Annotated in this window: 11 protein-coding genes and 1 tRNA gene; 6 read left to right on the top strand and 6 right to left on the bottom strand. The window is 63.0% G+C overall.

Annotated features, from left to right (window positions below; genetic code table 11):
- Positions 1 to 133: 133 nt before the first annotated feature.
- The gene (locus tag CEW83_RS19345) at positions 134 to 4954 is read left to right on the top strand and encodes an NAD-glutamate dehydrogenase (protein WP_108951533.1); all 4821 of its coding nucleotides are present in this window, start codon (positions 134 to 136) and stop codon (positions 4952 to 4954) included.
- A 42-nt stretch (positions 4955 to 4996) separates the two neighbouring features.
- Here the strand turns inward: CEW83_RS19345 and CEW83_RS19340 are convergent, their stop codons facing one another.
- Positions 4997 to 5458: a DUF3429 domain-containing protein gene (locus CEW83_RS19340; RefSeq protein WP_108950816.1), complete on the bottom strand. Its 462-nt coding sequence runs from the start codon at positions 5456 to 5458 to the stop codon at positions 4997 to 4999.
- A 206-nt stretch (positions 5459 to 5664) separates the two neighbouring features.
- On the opposite strand from CEW83_RS19340, the gene CEW83_RS21790 reads away from it, so the two are divergent.
- Genes CEW83_RS21790 through CEW83_RS19325 form a run of 3 tightly spaced genes read left to right on the top strand, consistent with a single transcriptional unit; the run spans position 5665 to position 8620 of the window.
- Complete coding sequence (locus CEW83_RS21790) at positions 5665 to 5811, top strand: DUF2256 domain-containing protein (RefSeq protein WP_108950815.1); 147 nt, start codon at positions 5665 to 5667, stop codon at positions 5809 to 5811.
- Positions 5808 to 7097: a DASH family cryptochrome gene (locus tag CEW83_RS19330; RefSeq protein ID WP_108950814.1), complete on the top strand. Its 1290-nt coding sequence runs from the start codon at positions 5808 to 5810 to the stop codon at positions 7095 to 7097. Before CEW83_RS21790 ends, CEW83_RS19330 begins: the two co-directional genes overlap by 4 nt.
- Positions 7094 to 8620 carry a cryptochrome/photolyase family protein gene (locus CEW83_RS19325; RefSeq protein ID WP_108950813.1) on the top strand — a complete coding sequence of 509 codons (1527 nt, stop codon included), beginning with the start codon at positions 7094 to 7096 and terminating at the stop codon, positions 8618 to 8620. Before CEW83_RS19330 ends, CEW83_RS19325 begins: the two co-directional genes overlap by 4 nt.
- 120 nt (positions 8621 to 8740) lie before the next feature.
- Here CEW83_RS19325 and CEW83_RS19320 read toward each other — a convergent pair.
- Positions 8741 to 8816, bottom strand: a tRNA-Phe gene (locus CEW83_RS19320).
- Positions 8817 to 8966: 150 nt separating this feature from the next.
- Here CEW83_RS19320 and CEW83_RS19315 point away from each other — a divergent pair.
- Together CEW83_RS19315 and CEW83_RS19310 are read left to right on the top strand one after the other, a co-directional pair.
- Positions 8967 to 9620, top strand: coding sequence for a response regulator transcription factor (locus tag CEW83_RS19315; protein ID WP_108950812.1), 654 nt, complete (start codon positions 8967 to 8969; stop codon positions 9618 to 9620).
- 3 nt (positions 9621 to 9623) lie between these two features.
- Positions 9624 to 11036, top strand: coding sequence for a sensor histidine kinase (locus tag CEW83_RS19310; RefSeq protein WP_108950811.1), 1413 nt, complete (start codon positions 9624 to 9626; stop codon positions 11034 to 11036).
- A gap of 96 nt (positions 11037 to 11132) precedes the next feature.
- Here the strand turns inward: CEW83_RS19310 and CEW83_RS19305 are convergent, their stop codons facing one another.
- The 4 genes from CEW83_RS19305 to CEW83_RS19290 all read right to left on the bottom strand — a co-directional run bounded on the left by CEW83_RS19305 (position 11133) and on the right by CEW83_RS19290 (position 15475).
- Positions 11133 to 12851 (bottom strand): cation acetate symporter, encoded by a 1719-nt coding sequence (locus CEW83_RS19305; protein ID WP_108950810.1) that lies wholly within the window; start codon positions 12849 to 12851, stop codon positions 11133 to 11135.
- Entirely contained in the window at positions 12848 to 13156 is a 309-nt protein-coding gene (locus CEW83_RS19300; RefSeq protein ID WP_108950809.1) for a DUF485 domain-containing protein, read from the bottom strand. The genes CEW83_RS19305 and CEW83_RS19300 overlap by 4 nt, the downstream gene beginning before the upstream one ends.
- Positions 13157 to 13329: 173 nt before the next feature.
- Entirely contained in the window at positions 13330 to 14814 is a 1485-nt protein-coding gene (locus CEW83_RS19295) for a sensor histidine kinase (protein WP_108950808.1), read from the bottom strand.
- Positions 14789 to 15475, bottom strand: coding sequence for a response regulator transcription factor (locus CEW83_RS19290; RefSeq protein ID WP_108950807.1), 687 nt, complete (start codon positions 15473 to 15475; stop codon positions 14789 to 14791). Before CEW83_RS19290 ends, CEW83_RS19295 begins: the two co-directional genes overlap by 26 nt.
- Positions 15476 to 15586 lie beyond the last annotated feature (111 nt).

Here is a 15586-nt window from a genome sequence, read left to right as displayed (position 1 = left end):
CCCCCCTCGCCAGAGTGGGGTAGGCTCATTGAATAAATGAGCCTGCCGGCCACGAAAAGAACATCAGGTGCACGCTGACTGCACCACGCCGGAGGCCATCCAGGCATGTCAAAACAACGAGGAGACCGTCGTGATGCCCGCACCCACCGATGCAGCCAGCAACAGCCAGATCGAAGACGTGGTGGCAATGATCCACGCGAAACTGCCCGCAGAGCAGGCAGAAGCAGCGGAACCATTCGTTCGCAAGTACTTCAGCCAGGTCGATATCGATGACCTCGCCGAGCGCGACGTCGCCGATCTGTACGGCGCGGTACTGAGCCACTGGCAGTTTGCGCGCCAGCACGACGACGGCCTGAAACTGCGGGTGTACAACCCCCGCATCGACGAGCACGGATGGGAGTCCACCCACACCGTCATCGAAATGGTCGGCAAGGACATGCCTTTCCTCGTCGATTCGATCGGCATCGAGGTCAATCGGCAGGGACTCACCCTGCACCTGATCATTCACCCGGTCATTCCGGTGATTCGCGATGCACAGGGGCTGCTCGTCAAGGTTGCGGATGCCGCCGATGAGGACGGCGCGCACTACGAGTCGATCATCCATGTCGAAGTCGATCGCCGCACCAACCCGGACGAGCTTGACGCGATCCGGACCGGCATCACCCGCGTTTTGCAGGATGTGAACGCTGCGGTTGCCGACTGGCCGGCCATGAAGCAGCGTCTCGATGACGTGATTGCCGAAACGGCCACCACCACCGCCCCGGAAACCCCGGAAGACATCGCCGAAGCCCGGGCCTTTCTGGAGTGGATGGCGGACGACAACTTCGTGCTGCTCGGCTGTCGCGACTACGATCTGATCAGCGAGGGCGGTGACAACGAGTTGCGCATTCGCAGCGGCTCCGGCATCGGTCTGCTGCGTGAATCGGGCGACAACCTGCAATCCCAGTCATTCGCGGCCCTGCCGCCGCAGCTCAAGGCGCAGGCCCACCTCCCCACCCTGCTGACCATCACCAAGTCGAATACACGCTCGACCATCCACCGTCAGGGCTATCTCGACCACGTCAGCGTCAAGACTTTCGATGCCGAGGGACACGTCACCGGCGAGCGCCGCATCATCGGCCTGCTCACCTCCACCGCCTACAACACCAACCCCAAACGCATCCCGCTGCTGCGGCGCAAACTGCAGACGGTGATCGCGCAGGCGGGCCTGCTGCCCGGCAGCCACGCCGGCAAGGCGCTGGCAACAATTCTCGAGCAGTATCCGCGCGATGAGCTGTTTCAGAGTTCGACCGACGAGTTGTTCAACACCGCGACCGGCATTCTCCGTCTCGGCGAACGTCAGCGCATCCGCCTGTTCGTGCGCTGCGATGCCTTTGCCCGCTTCGTTTCCTGCCTGATCTACGTCCCGCGGGAAAACTACAACACCGAGCAGCGCAAGCGCATGCAGGCGGTGCTCATGGAGTCCTTTGGCGGCGTTGCATCCGAATTCGAGGTGCACTTCTCCGAATCCGCCCTGGCCCGCGTGCTGATTACCGTCCGCACCAAGGACTCGACGATTCCGCCGTTTGACGTACGCGAAGTCGAAGCCCGCCTGGTCAGTGTGGCGCGGCGCTGGGAAGACGGTCTGCAGCAGGCCTTGCTCGAACATCACGGTGAAGAGCACGGCATGTCGCTGTGCCGGCGCTACCTCAACGCATTCCCCGCCGGCTACCGCGAGGACTACGCTGCGCGCAACGCGGTGCACGACATCGAACTCATGGAGTCGATCGAGGCCAGCGACGGCCTGGCCATGAATCTTTACGTGCCGCTTGAGGCGCCTGCGGGCCGCCTCCACTTCAAGCTGTTCTACGCAGATACGCCGGTCCCGCTCTCGCTGAGCCTGCCGATGCTTGAGCGCACCGGGGTCAAGGTGGTCGAAGAGCGCCCCTACCGCATCGAGCGGCAGGACGGCTCTCTGGTGTGGATGCACGACTTCGGCATGACCTTTGCCGGCGTCGACAAACTGAATCTGGAACAACTGCGACCGCTGTTTCACGCCGTGTTCCGGCGCGCCTGGCAGGGTGCGATCGAGAACGACGACTTCAACCGCCTGACCCTGCTGGCTGGCCTCGACTGGCGCGAAATCAGCATGTTGCGCGCCTACGCCAAGCACATGAAACAGGCGGCCTTCACTTTCAGCCAGACCTACATGGAGCAGACCCTGGCCAACTACCCGGCGCTCACCGCGCAACTGGCCAGCCTGTTCCGCGCGCGCTTCGACCCCGCCGGTGAGCGCGAACGCAGCGCCCGCTGCGAGCGCATCGTGGAGGAGATCAACGCCACGCTCGACAGCGTTGCCAACCTCGACGAGGACCGCATCCTGCGCCAGTTCCTGGCCATGATCCAGGCCACGCTGCGCACCAACTTCTACCAGCCCGGCAAGGACGGCGCGCCCAAGCCCTACCTTTCATTCAAGCTCGACCCCTCGCAGATCCCCAACCTGCCTCAGCCCAAGCCGATGTTCGAGATTTTCGTCTACTCGCCGCGGGTCGAGGGGGTGCACCTGCGCGGCGGCAAGGTCGCACGTGGCGGGCTGCGCTGGTCTGACCGGATGGAAGACTTCCGTACCGAGATCCTCGGTCTGGTGAAAGCGCAGATCGTCAAGAATGCGGTGATCGTGCCCGTGGGATCCAAAGGCGGCTTCGTCGTCAAGAACGCGCCCACGAGCGGTGGTCGCGAAGCCTTGCAGGCCGAAGGCATCGCCTGCTATCGCATCTTCCTGTCCGGCTTGCTCGATCTCACCGACAACCTCGTGCAGGGCAAGGTGGTACCGCCCGAGAACGTGGTCCGCCATGACGAGGACGACCCCTACCTGGTGGTCGCAGCCGACAAGGGCACCGCAACCTTCTCCGACATCGCCAATGGCGTCGCGAACGAGTATGGCTTCTGGCTCGGTGACGCCTTCGCCTCAGGCGGATCGGTCGGCTATGACCACAAGAAGATGGGCATCACCGCCCGCGGTGCCTGGGAATCGGTCAAGCGCCACTTCCGCGAGATGGGCATCAACACCCAGGAGGAAGCGTTCACGGTGGTGGGTGTCGGCGACATGTCGGGCGACGTGTTCGGCAACGGCATGCTGCTGTCGAAACAGATCAAGCTGCTTGCCGCCTTCGACCACCGCCATATCTTCATCGACCCGAACCCCGATCCGGAGACCAGCTGGAACGAACGCGCCCGCCTCTTCGCCCTGCCGCGTTCATCGTGGGAGGACTACGACGCCAAACTGATCTCCGCAGGCGGCGGAATCTGGCCCCGGAGCGTAAAGTCGATTGCCCTGACCCCGCAGATGCGCGAAATCCTCGGCACCGACGCCGAGTTCCTGCCGCCCTCCGAACTGATGCGTTGCATCCTCAAGGCGCCGGCCGACCTGCTCTACAACGGCGGCATTGGCACCTACATCAAGGCCAGCAGCGAAACCGACGCCTCGGTAGGTGACCGTGCCAACGATGCAATCCGCGTCAATGGCAACGAACTGCAGTGCAAGGTCGTCGGCGAAGGCGGCAATCTGGGGGCCACCCAGCTCGGCCGTATCGAATTCGCACTGAAAGGTGGCCGAATCTGCACCGACGCCATCGACAACTCGGGTGGCGTAGATTGCTCGGACCATGAGGTCAATATCAAGATCCTGCTCAACGCAGTGATGGCCGAAGGCGAGCTCACCGAGAAGCAGCGCAACAAGCTGCTGCTCGAGATGACCGATGAAGTGGCCGAACTGGTCCTGCGCGACAACTATTTCCAGACGCAGAACCTGTCTGTCGCAAGAACCCGCGGCGTCGAGCTGCTCGACGAGCAGGCGCGTTACATGCGCAAGCTGGGCAACGCTGGCCGCCTCAACCGCAAACTGGAGTTCCTGCCCTTCGACGAGGAAATTGCCGAACGCAAGATTGCGCATACCGGCCTGACCTCACCCGAGCTCGCAGTGCTGCTGGCCTACAGCAAGATCGAGCTCTACGACGCGGTGCTTGCGTCGGATCTGCCGGAGGACCCCTTCATCTCGCAGGCGCTGATGCGCTACTTCCCGAAAGCACTGTGTGAGCGCTACGCCGATCACATTCAGCGTCACCCGCTGCAGCGCGAGATCATTGCCACGCACGTCATCAACAGCATGATCAACCGCGTCGGCGCCACATTCGTAAGCCGCCTGCAGGAAGAAACCGGCGCGACCGCCCCTGACATTGTTCGCGCCTATCTGGCAACGCGGGAGGTGTTCCACCTGGTCTCGCTGTGGGAGGAAATCGAAGCGCTCGACAACCAGGTGGCGGACGCGGTGCAGACGGCCATGATCATCGACTCCAGCCGTCTCGTACTGCGCGGCACGCTGTGGTTCCTGCGCCATCCCGAACTCACCCGCGACCTCTCGGTCACGCTCGAGCGCTTCCGCCCCGGCGCGACCGAACTCGCCCACACCCTGCACGAGGTCGTCACCCCCGCTTACCGCGCAGAGCTTGACCAGATGGCCGGCAGTTACATCGAACAAGGCGTACCCGAGTCACTCGCGCAACGGGTTGCGGGGCTCGGCGAGCTCTACTCGGCACTCGATCTGGTGGAAGTGGCAGCAGAAACCGGGCGCGCTCAGCAGATCGTCGCCAGCGTGTACTTCGCGCTCGGCGGTCGCTTCGACCTGCACTGGCTGGGCAAACAGATTTCCGCCCTGCCCGCCGAGACGCACTGGCAAGGCTTGGCGCGAACCGCACTGCGGGACGACCTCTCCGCGCAGGCGAGACACCTCGCCGGAAACGTCTTGCGCCTGTCGCCCGATCTGGACGACCCGGAGGCCCTGGTCGCCGCATGGGAGAACCAGCGCTGCACCCAGATCGAACGCAGCCGTCTGCTCTTTGCCGACATCAAGAGCTCGACCGTCATCGACATGCCGATGCTGTCGGTCACACTGAGGGAGTTGCGCAACCTGGCCTAACAGCGCACAGCCCCGCGCCAGAATTCTGGCGCGGGGCTGCCGTCAGCGTTCCACCTGACCAAGCAGCAGGCTGACGGAAGGACACGCACACGCCACGACACTCAGCTGCAGACGCAAAGGCAGATACCAGGCCGGCAACTCCGCGCGCCGTGCAAGGCGAAGATCCTGCACGTAATGGGCGATGAATCCGCAAACCAGGACGGGTACGGCAACGCTGCCGGCCAGCCAGGTTGCCGGCCACGCCAGCAGCGCGGGCACCGTGCTCCAGACAAAAGCCTCCGTGCGTTGCGGAGCGGTAAGCGTTGGCAGGACCATTGCGAAGCCCCAATGCAAGGCGCCGACAAAGCTGAGGATCACCGCGCCGTACCCAATCAGGGCTTCACGGAAGAACGCGCCCCCATCAACATCGACAGCAAGCAGCGCCGTCAGCATCACGAATGGCAACAGGCCGCCATAACCCAGCCATGCAACCGCATGCGGCCGGGAATCAGGAAGCAAATTCATCAGACGCTCTCCACAACAGGGCTTGAAGCTCACACTCGGCCGCTGACATACGTCCACGACAAATATTGAACATCAATCATAATTTCAGCTCAGGCGTTCTGATACTATGAACATCAATAAGTTTTGTCCAGGACAAACAAGGATAATCGTCGCTCTGCGCACACACCGGCTGACCGAGTTCGACGCCATCCTTGCTGTTGCAATCCATGCTCAAGAAATCCGATTTACCGACCAGGATCTGCGCGTGCTGCGGTCGTCCCTTCACCTGGCGCAAGAAGTGGGCGCGCTGCTGGGAAGAGGTCAAGTACTGCTCCGTCCGCTGCAGCAGCAGGCAGCGCAAGGCTGACGCATGACTGCCATCATCTACTGGTTCCGAAACGATCTGCGACTGCATGACAACCCCGCGTTCGAAAAGGCGTGCTGTCTCGCTGAGCAGAGCCGCTGCGAACTCGTTCCGGTCTACTGCCATGCGACCGAGCAGACGACGCGCTGGGGTTTCCCGCGAATTGGCCTGCACCGGCGCCACTTCGTCTCCACAGCCGTTGCCGGCCTCTCAGAGGCAATCACTGCGGCGGGGAGCCACCTGATCGAACTGACCGGCCCTTGCGCTGAAGCCCTGCCAGCGCTGGCGCGATCGCTCGGTGCAGAAAGAATCGTCTGCGAAACCATCGCAGCGCCCGAAGAAGAGGACGAGGTCGCAGCCTTGCGCCAGTCAGACATCATGGTCGATGAGGCCTGGCAATCCACCCTGCTCGAGCCCGGCACGCTGCCCTTCGTGCGCAAGGACCTGCCCGATGTGTTCACCGAATTCAGGCGTGCGGTCGAAAAAGCGGCTATCAGACCTCGGCGCCCCCTGCCGGGACGCGATCGACTCCCACCCTTGCCAACGGGTTTGATGCCCTACCGGTCGAACACAAGCATCCGGTCAGTGACGCCAGATCCACGCTCCGCCTTTCCCTGCACCCGCCCGGAATTTCACGGCAGCGAGTCCGCAGCCATCGCGCATCTTCGAAGCTACATGGCACGTCGGTTGCCGCACAGCTACAAGTCGACCCGCAACAAGCTTGCCGGCATCGACGACTCCAGCAAGTTCTCTCCGTGGCTGGCAGTCGGCGCGCTCTCCGCACCGCAGATCCATGCGCATCTCGTGACTTTCGAAGCCAAACACGGTGCGAGCGAGAGCAGCTACTGGCTGTGGTTCGAACTGCTGTGGCGCGACTACTTTCGCCTGCTTCAGCGCAAATACGGCCGCCGTCTGTTCCGCGCCAGCGGGCTCAAGGGGAATGCGTCCCCGCCGCATGACACAAGCGCCTTCGAACGCTGGCGCTGCGGCCAGACAGGTCACGCCCTGATCGACGCCGGAATGCGGGAGCTTGCAGCAACGGGCTATATCTCGAATCGCATGCGCCAGATCGTCGCCAGCTATCTCATCCATGAACTCGGCTGTGACTGGCGCGCAGGTGCCGCCTGGTTCGAATCCTGCCTCATCGACTTCGACATCTGCAGCAACCAGGGCAACTGGCTGTATATCGCTGGCTACGGCACCGACCCGCGCGGGGGGCGCCGCTTCAACCCCGACAAACAGGCTGCGGAACACGATCCCGACGGGAACTACCGCGCACGCTGGAGTGCACCATGACAACGCTGCGCCTCATTCTCGGCGACCAGCTCAACCCTGGGCACAGCTGGTTCGCCACCACCGCTCCCGATGTGGTCTACGTCCTGATGGAAATCCGTCAGGAAACCGACTACGTCCTGCACCATGCGCAGAAGATCATCGGCATCTTTGCTGCCATGCGAGACTTCGCCAGCACCTTGTCCGAGGCAGGACACCGGGTCGTCTATCTGGCCATCGACACCCCTGGCAACCTTCAGTCATTACGCGCCAATCTCGACATGCTGGTCAAAGAGCATGGCATCAACCGCTTCGAATATCAGGCGCCTGACGAATGGCGTCTCGACCGCCAACTCGCCGACTACCTGAAGCAGTCTGCACTCAAGGGCGGCATGGTCGATAGCGAACACTTCTACACCGCCCGCAACGAGGCCGCAGACATCTTTGCACAGCGCAAGCAGTGGCTGATGGAGCATTTCTACCGCCAGATGCGCAGCCGGCACCAGGTGTTGATGACCGGCAACAAGCCGCTCGGTGGCAAGTGGAACTTCGACCAGGACAACCGCAAACCCTGGCCCGGCTACCCTGCAGAACCGACCGACCGCCGGCCACGCCACGATCACACCGCCCTGTGGCAGACCATCGTCGATGCGGGCGTCGGCCACTTCGGAAACCCCTCGGCAGACCGTTTCACCTGGCCGCTGAACAGTGCGGAAGCCCTGCAGCAACTGGATGATTTCATCCGCGACGGCCTGCCCCACTTTGGCGACTTCCAGGATGCGCTTACCTACCGCGCGTGGCGTCTGTTCCACTCTTTGCTCTCATTCGCACTCAACACCAAGATGCTCAACCCGCGCGAGGTCGTGCAGCGCGCCGAAACCGCCCACCTCGAAGGCAAAGTGCCACTGCCTGCGGCAGAAGGCTTCATTCGCCAGATCCTCGGCTGGCGCGAATACGTGCGCGGCGTGTATTGGGCGAACATGCCTGACTACGTCAGCCATAACTTTTTCGGACACGACCGCCCGCTTCCATCGTGGTTCTGGACCGGCGAGACGCGAATGCGCTGCCTCGCCCACAGCATCAACCAGTCGCTGGAACACGCCTACGCCCACCACATCCAGCGCCTGATGGTAATCGGCAACTTCGCCCTCCTCGCCGGCCTCGATCCGGTGGCCGTGCACCGCTGGTACCTCGGCATCTACATCGACGCCTTCGAGTGGGTGGAACTGCCCAACACCCTGGGCATGAGCCAGTACGCAGACGGCGGTGGCCTTGCGACGAAACCGTATGTATCAAGTGCCGCCTATATCGACCGCATGAGCGACTACTGCAAAGGCTGCGCCTACGACCGCAGCGCACGAAGCGGAGAGAGGGCCTGCCCGTTCAACGTCTTGTATTGGGACTTTTTTGAGCGAAATCGGGCAGTGCTCGAGACCAATCATCGGCTGGGGATGGTTTATCGGCAGTTGGGGAAGTTCGATGAGGTGGCACGCGACGCTATCCACCAACGTGCGGCGTTGGTGAGGGATGGGCTTGAGAAGCTGTGAATGTCGAAGTGCTGGATTCCGGAGCGAGACGCTGCCGTTCAAGAAACTGCCACGCGGACTTCCCAGTCGTGAACGCAAGAACGCCGACCCAGTGGATCGGCGTTCTTGCTTGCAATGCTTTGGTGGCCAGTCGCGGAATCGAACCACGGACACGCGGATTTTCAATCCGCTGCTCTACCAACTGAGCTAACTGGCCAACGAGGAGCGCATTATAGCGGAAGATTTTCCGGCGTCAATGCAAAATCGCATTCAAATTCACTTGTTCCTTCTCCAGAGGCCTGCGCGCCGTGTCAGCACAGCGTGCTGGTGCTGCGTTAGACCGTGACCGACTCATCTTGAGACAATCATGCGCGTACTACTGGTCGAAGACGACCCCGAGCTGTCAGACGGCATCGCCAGTTTTCTGCGCGGCCAGGGAGATACCGTCATGCAGGAGAGCGACGGGATGCGTGCGGATCAGCTGCTGCAGGCAGAGTCCGTTGATTTCGCGCTGGTTGACGTCGGCCTTCCCGGGCTTGGCGGCTATGAGCTGGTGCGACGCATTCGCAGCCGCCAGCAGGCGGTTCCGGTGATGCTGATTACCGCACGCGACGCGCTCGACGACCGCATCTACGGCCTCGACCTTGGTGCCGACGACTATCTGGCCAAGCCATTCCAGCTTGCAGAGCTCACAGCGCGGATGCGGGCTGTACTGCGGCGAGGCAAGTATGCGACGACGCAGTCGATTGCCTTTGGCCCTCTGACGCTCGACCTTGACGGCAGACTGGCTGCGCTGAACGGCGAACCGCTGAACCTCACCGCGCGCGAATGGACGCTGCTTGAAGCGCTTGCGGCAGCCGACGGGCGCACCGTGCCCAAGGACCACCTGCAGGCAGACGCCAGCGGCAATGCAGTCGAGGTGTACATCTCGCGCCTGCGCCCCCGCCTTGAGCCTGCGGGCCTGCTGATCCGCACGGTGCGCGGCTTCGGCTACAGGCTGGAACTTGGCCCCGGCCACTAGGCCATGCAGATCAGCCTTTACCGGCGCCTGCTGCAGAATTTTGCCGGCCCCACCTTCCTGCTGCTGATCACGGCCGGTGGCATCAGCTACGGCATCGCAAAGAGCGTGGTCGGTACCGCCTACGACCAGAACCTGATCAACCTCGCACATGGGGCGGCAAACCATGTCCTGCTGCGGGATGGGCAGATCGCGCTCGACCTCACGGGCGGCGCCGAGCAGGTTCTGCGGACGGACACCATCGACGACATCTACTTTCGCGTCAGAACCGGAACGGGAAGCATCCTGGGTGGTGATGCGGACCTGCCCTCACTCGGAAGTGAGCGCTCACGCAACGGCACAGGAGCCGCGGAGCTGCAGCCGAACGTCGAGAGCCTGCCCGCTCACCACCTGGCCGCGCCGCAGTTCTTCGACAGCCACTATCGCGACACGCCGATTCGTGCAGTCCGCCTGCAGCAGACCCTTGGTCACCACACCATCTACATTACCGTTGGCGAGACGCTGAACAAGCGCCAGCAGGCACTGGAGCGCCTGCTGCTTGGCTTCGGATCGGCTGCAGTCATGCTGCTGGCTGCGGCGACGCTGGCCGTGCGCCTCGGCATTCCGTCCAGCCTGGCCCCATTGAAGCGGCTCGAAGATGAACTGCGCGGGCGCACCGGTGCCGATCTTTCGCCCCTGTCGCCCGAGAGCGTGCCGCTCGAGATTCGCGAAGTCGTCCGCGCACTCAACGCCCTGTTCGATCGCCTGCGCGCGGTGAATACCGGGCAGCGACAGTTTCTGCAGGACGCCGCTCATCAACTGCGCACCCCGCTCGCCGGGCTGCAGATGCAGATCGAGTTGCTTGAGTCGCACCCGGCGGACGCCGCCGCACTGGCGCGACTGAAACACTCCGTTCAGCGCGTGACGCGCCTTGCCAACCAGTTGCTCGCGCTGGCGCGCGCGGAGGCCGGTGCGCAGTTGATGGTCAATGCATCGACGGTCGATTTCGCCCACCTGATCGACGACATGGTCGAGGAATGGCTGGAGAAAGCCGATGCACGCTCGATAGACCTCGGCATCGCGCGCGAACCGGTCTCCATCGTCGGCGACCCTACACTGCTGCGCGAACTGATCGCCAACCTGATGGACAACGCCTTGCGCTACACGCCCAACGGTGGAGAAGTCTCGCTGCACTGTGCGGTGGCAGACGGGATGCTTGAACTCGAGATCAGCGACACTGGCCCGGGGATTCCGGAGGACAGGTGGGAAGCCGTCTTCGAGCGCTTCTACCGCCTGCCCGAAACGAGCCTGTCGGGAAGCGGACTCGGACTGCCGATTGCCCGCGAGATTGCGCGCTGCCATCACGGCAGCATCAGGATCTCAGCCTCGCCGCGCGGCAAGGGCACGCGGGTCCAAGTCAGCTTGCCGCTGACACAGTAAGAAAAAAGGCTGCAGCGGGCATCGCCCACTGCAGCCTGCTGGCTCATTTCACGCTCACCGCAGCACCCTGCGGATGAGCGCATCTGTTAGAGCAGATCAGTGACCGGAAGCCCCCGACGCACCGATGCCGGTCTCGGAGCGAACTTTCTGCGCCAGATACCCCGCACGGTCGAGCTTCGCACGCTCGCTGTTGTCCAGCACCGAGAACAGCCAGATCCCGATGAAGCCTGCCGCCATCGAGAACAGCGCCGGCGAAGTGTAGGGGAAGAACGCCGACCCCTTGGGGTTGCCCAGCGTCGCTTCCCACACCGAAGGCGACACCACCGTGAGCACCACCGCAGTGGTCAGCCCGAGGAAGCCGCCAATCGCCGCACCACGCGTTGTGCAATCCTTCCACAGCACCGACATGAACAGCACCGGGAAGTTGGCCGATGCCGCAATCGCGAAGGCCAGTGACACCATGAAGGCGATGTTCTGCTTCTCAAAGGCGATCCCCAGCACCACGGCGACCACACCCAGCGCAAGCGTGGTCATGCGCGAGACACGCAGCTCGGAAGCCGAGTCGGCGTTACCCTTCTTGAACACCGTGGCGTACAAGTCGTGCGAGACGGCAGAAGCACCGGACAGCGTCAGCCCCGCAACCACCGCCAGAATGGTGGCGAAAGCCACTGCGGAGATGAAGCCGAGGAACACGTTGCCACCCACCGCATTGGCAAGGTGGATCGCCGCCATGTTGTTGCCGCCGATCAGGCCGCCCTTCGCATCAAGGAAGCCCGGATTGGTCGACACCAGCACGATCGCGCCGAAACCGATGATGAAGGTCAGCACATAGAAGTAGCCGATCCAGGTGGTGGCCCAGAACACCGACTTGCGCGCTTCCTTTGCATCGGGAACGGTGAAGAAGCGCATCAGGATGTGCGGCAGGCCAGCGGTGCCGAACATCAGCGCCATGCCGAAGGAGATCGCCGAAATCGGGTCCTTGATGAAGGACCCTGGCCCCATGATCGCCTGCCCGAGAATCCCCGCCTCCTCGATCGTCTTGCCTGCCGCCACGGCAGTCGTTGCCTTGACCTGCACCGATGCGGCAAACAGCGCTTCCGGCGAGAAGCCGTACTGCGCCATCACCATGAAGGCCATGAAGGACGCGCCGGCCAGCAGCAGGCAGGCCTTGATGATCTGCACCCAGGTGGTCGCCGTCATGCCGCCGAACAGCACATAGACCATCATCAGCGCACCAACGATGACCACCGCCATCCAGTACTCGAGGCCGAACAACAGCTTGATCAACTGGCCCGCGCCGACCATCTGCGCGATCAGGTAGAAGGACACCACCACCAGCGTACCGGATGCGGCAAAGGCCCGGATCGGGGTCTGCTTGAAGCGGTAGGCGGCAACGTCGGCGAAGGTGAACTTGCCCAGGTTGCGCAGCCGCTCTGCCATCAGGAAGGTGATCACCGGCCAGCCCACAAGAAAGCCGATCGAGTAGATCAGACCGTCGTAGCCGCTCGCCATCACCGCGGCCGAGATACCGAGGAAGGACGCGGCCGACATGTAGTCGCCGGCAATCGCCAGACCGTTCTGAAAGCCGGTGATGCCGCCACCTGCGGTGTAGAAGTCTGCAGCGGACTTGGTCTTGGCCGCTGCCCACTTGGTGATGAACAGGGTAAGCACCACAAAGCCACCGAACATGCTGATTGCAGTCCAGTTGGTGGCCTGTTTTTCGGCCTGCCCGAGGTCGCCACCGGCCGCCAGCGCGGCCGCGGACAGCAGGGCAAGCGCAAGGCCGCCCAGAATATTGAGATGGCGGGCGTTCATTTGCCTGCCTCCCTGACGACTTCTTCGTTCAGCTTGTCGAACTCGGAGTTCGCACGGCGCACGTAGATGCCCGTGATGATGATGGTGAAGACGATCACCCCGAAACCCACCGGGATGCCAACAGTCATTACACCCTCGCCCAGACGGGCCGCGAACAGCTCCTTGTCGAAAGCGATGATCGCGATGTAGCCGTAGTAGACGACCATCATGATCGCCGTCAGCAGCCAGCCAAATTTCGAGCGCGTACTCACCAGGCGCTGATATTTCGGGTTGGCAATAATCTTTGCCACCGAATCGTTTTCCATGTCTCCCCCTCCACGCGGGCGTTGATCGCACCGGACATGTGCCCGGCCAGCCACAAGGTAGTGAGGGAGACTTACGACGAGCTTACGTAAACTGTTTTTTATTCTTTTATATCAACAGCTTACTGATTTCTTAACCCTGACTGAACGCGACATTGACAATCGGCATCGCACGCTCAGCCCAGCGGATAGTAGTCGCCATGCACGGGCGGCGGCAGCTGCAGCTGGCTGCGCGGAAAGACAACCTGCGCGACGGTCCCCTGCCCCGCCGGATTGGGGCTCAGGCTGACCGTGGCGCGATGCAGCTCGGCAATCTCGCGCACGATGGGCAACCCCAGCCCCGAACCGTCCGCGCCGCTGCCCAGCACCCGATAGAAGCGCTCGAATACGCGCTCGCGATCCGCCTCGGGGATACCCTCGCCGGTGTCCTCGACTTCGAAAATCGGCGCCCCGGCGTGACGGGTGCGTGCAGTCACGCTGCCACCGCGCGGGGTGTACTTGATGGCGTTGTCCATCAGGTTCTTGACCATCTCGCGCAACAGCACCGGGTTGCCCTCGACCAGCATGCCCTGCCCGCTGCTCTCCACCCCCAGATCGATACCCTTGGCAAGCGCGCGCGGGAACAGATCCTGCCCCACTTCACGCACCATCGCCTCGACATCGACCGGCTCGACCGCGTAGAGCTTCTCGAAGCTGGCCTCGGCACGGGCAAGCGAAAGCAGCTGGTTGATCAGGTGCCCGGCGCGCTCGGTGCTGTCGGCAATCTGCGTCAGCGAATTGCGCAGTTGCTCGGGATCGCTCTCGAGCAGTGCCAGCTCGGTCTGCATGCGCAAACCGGTCAGTGGCGTGCGCATCTGGTGCGCGGCATCGGCAATGAAGCGTTGCTGCGCCTGCAGGTTCTCTTCAAGACGCGCCATCATGTCGTTGAAGGCGATGATCAGCGGCCGCACCTCCTCCGGGACGCTGGCGGGCACGATCGGCGACAGGTCGGTCGGACGCCGTCGCCGGATCAGGCTTTGAAGGCGGTTGAGCGGCGCAATCCCGCGCGTCAGCCCCACCCACACCAGCACCACGGCCAGCGGAATGATCGCGAACTGCGGCAGCAGCACCCCGGTCACCACCCGCGAGGCGAGGTCAGAGCGCTTGTTGCGGGTTTCGGCAACCTGCACCAGCACCAGCGGACTGGCAGGCTCCGGCCAGGCACGCAGGAACTGATAGGCGACCCTCACCTCCTCGCCATGGATGACCTCGTCGCGGTAACGCACCTCCTCACCCAGCACCGACGCAGGCGGCGCCACCCAGGGGATCTCGCGGTCACCGGTGATGGTCTCGCCCCCCTGGTCGGCGACCTGGTAATAGACGGTGTCGTCCTGATCGGCCCTGAACAGGGCGCGCGGTGGCGCCGGAAAATGCACCACCACCTTGCCGTCCTCCACCTTGACCAGCCGCGCTAGCGCGCGCGCACTGTCGGCCAGCGCACGGTCGTAGGGCTGATTGGCGATGTTGTCCGCAACGTTGTGGGTGACGATGATGGAAATCGGCCACAGGAACAGCAAGGGCGCGAGCAACCAGTCGAGGATTTCGCCGAACAGTGAGTTGGGCTGTCCGGGCGCGCGCTGCCCGCTCGGCTTCCGGTCAGCCTTTCGCAGCCGGGACAGCATCCGGATTTTCCAGGCAATAGCCCAGACCGCGAACGGTCACGATACGGACGCCACTATCCTCGAGCTTCTTTCGGAGTCGATGCACATAGACCTCGATCGCGTTGCTCGACACTTCCTCACCCCAGCCGCACAGGTGGTCGACCAGCTGGTCCTTGCTCACCAGCCGCCCGACCCGCAGGATGAAGACCTCCAGCAACCCGACCTCACGCGCGGAGAGTTCGACCATCTGACCATTGATCTTGACCACATGGTCGGCCTGATCGTACGTAAGGTTGCCTACCTCGATGCAGCGCGGCTGGCCGGTACCACGCCGGGTATGGGCACGCACACGGGCCTCGAGTTCGGGCAAGGCGAAGGGCTTGGTCATGTAGTCGTCCGCGCCCGCATCAAGGCCGCGCACGCGATCCTCGACACCGTCCTGCGCGGTGAGGATCAGGACCGGTATTGCAGACTTGCGCCCCCGCAATCGTTTGAGCACCTCGATTCCTGGCAGCTTCGGGAGTCCAAGGTCGAGAATCAGCAGGTCGTAGGGCTGCGAAGCGAGCGCTGCATCCGCGTCTGCACCATTGGCGACATGGTCGATTGCATACCCGCCACGCTTGAGTGCCCTGCCGATTCCGTCGGCGATGACTGGGTCATCTTCCGCTAGAAGAATGCGCATAGGATTCCGGATGTAAGTTGAATGTAAGCGGAACCCATTAAATTCAGCCCCGCTGTTCTCCTTTTACTCGGTCTTCGGGAACGCACGCGTTCAGCAGCGCACGCGTTCCGG

The sequence above is a fragment of the Parazoarcus communis genome (assembly GCF_003111645.1).
GTDB classification, from domain to species: Bacteria; Pseudomonadota; Gammaproteobacteria; order Burkholderiales; family Rhodocyclaceae; genus Parazoarcus; species Parazoarcus communis_A.
Note: the sequence above shows the minus strand (reverse complement) of the source record. Positions and strands in the feature narration are given on the sequence as shown.

What these genes read in the sequence shown, in the direction of transcription:
- CEW83_RS19345 (WP_108951533.1), top strand. Translation starts at nt 134, where the DNA reads ATGCCCGCACCCACCGATGCAGCCAGCAACAGCCAGATCGAAGACGTG.
- CEW83_RS19340 (WP_108950816.1), bottom strand. Translation starts at nt 5,458, where the DNA reads ATGAATTTGCTTCCTGATTCCCGGCCGCATGCGGTTGCATGGCTGGGT.
- CEW83_RS21790 (WP_108950815.1), top strand. Translation starts at nt 5,665, where the DNA reads ATGCTCAAGAAATCCGATTTACCGACCAGGATCTGCGCGTGCTGCGGT.
- CEW83_RS19330 (WP_108950814.1), top strand. Translation starts at nt 5,808, where the DNA reads ATGACTGCCATCATCTACTGGTTCCGAAACGATCTGCGACTGCATGAC.
- CEW83_RS19325 (WP_108950813.1), top strand. Translation starts at nt 7,094, where the DNA reads ATGACAACGCTGCGCCTCATTCTCGGCGACCAGCTCAACCCTGGGCAC.
- CEW83_RS19315 (WP_108950812.1), top strand. Translation starts at nt 8,967, where the DNA reads ATGCGCGTACTACTGGTCGAAGACGACCCCGAGCTGTCAGACGGCATC.
- CEW83_RS19310 (WP_108950811.1), top strand. Translation starts at nt 9,624, where the DNA reads ATGCAGATCAGCCTTTACCGGCGCCTGCTGCAGAATTTTGCCGGCCCC.
- CEW83_RS19305 (WP_108950810.1), bottom strand. Translation starts at nt 12,851, where the DNA reads ATGAACGCCCGCCATCTCAATATTCTGGGCGGCCTTGCGCTTGCCCTG.
- CEW83_RS19300 (WP_108950809.1), bottom strand. Translation starts at nt 13,156, where the DNA reads ATGGAAAACGATTCGGTGGCAAAGATTATTGCCAACCCGAAATATCAG.
- CEW83_RS19295 (WP_108950808.1), bottom strand. Translation starts at nt 14,814, where the DNA reads ATGCTGTCCCGGCTGCGAAAGGCTGACCGGAAGCCGAGCGGGCAGCGC.
- CEW83_RS19290 (WP_108950807.1), bottom strand. Translation starts at nt 15,475, where the DNA reads ATGCGCATTCTTCTAGCGGAAGATGACCCAGTCATCGCCGACGGAATC.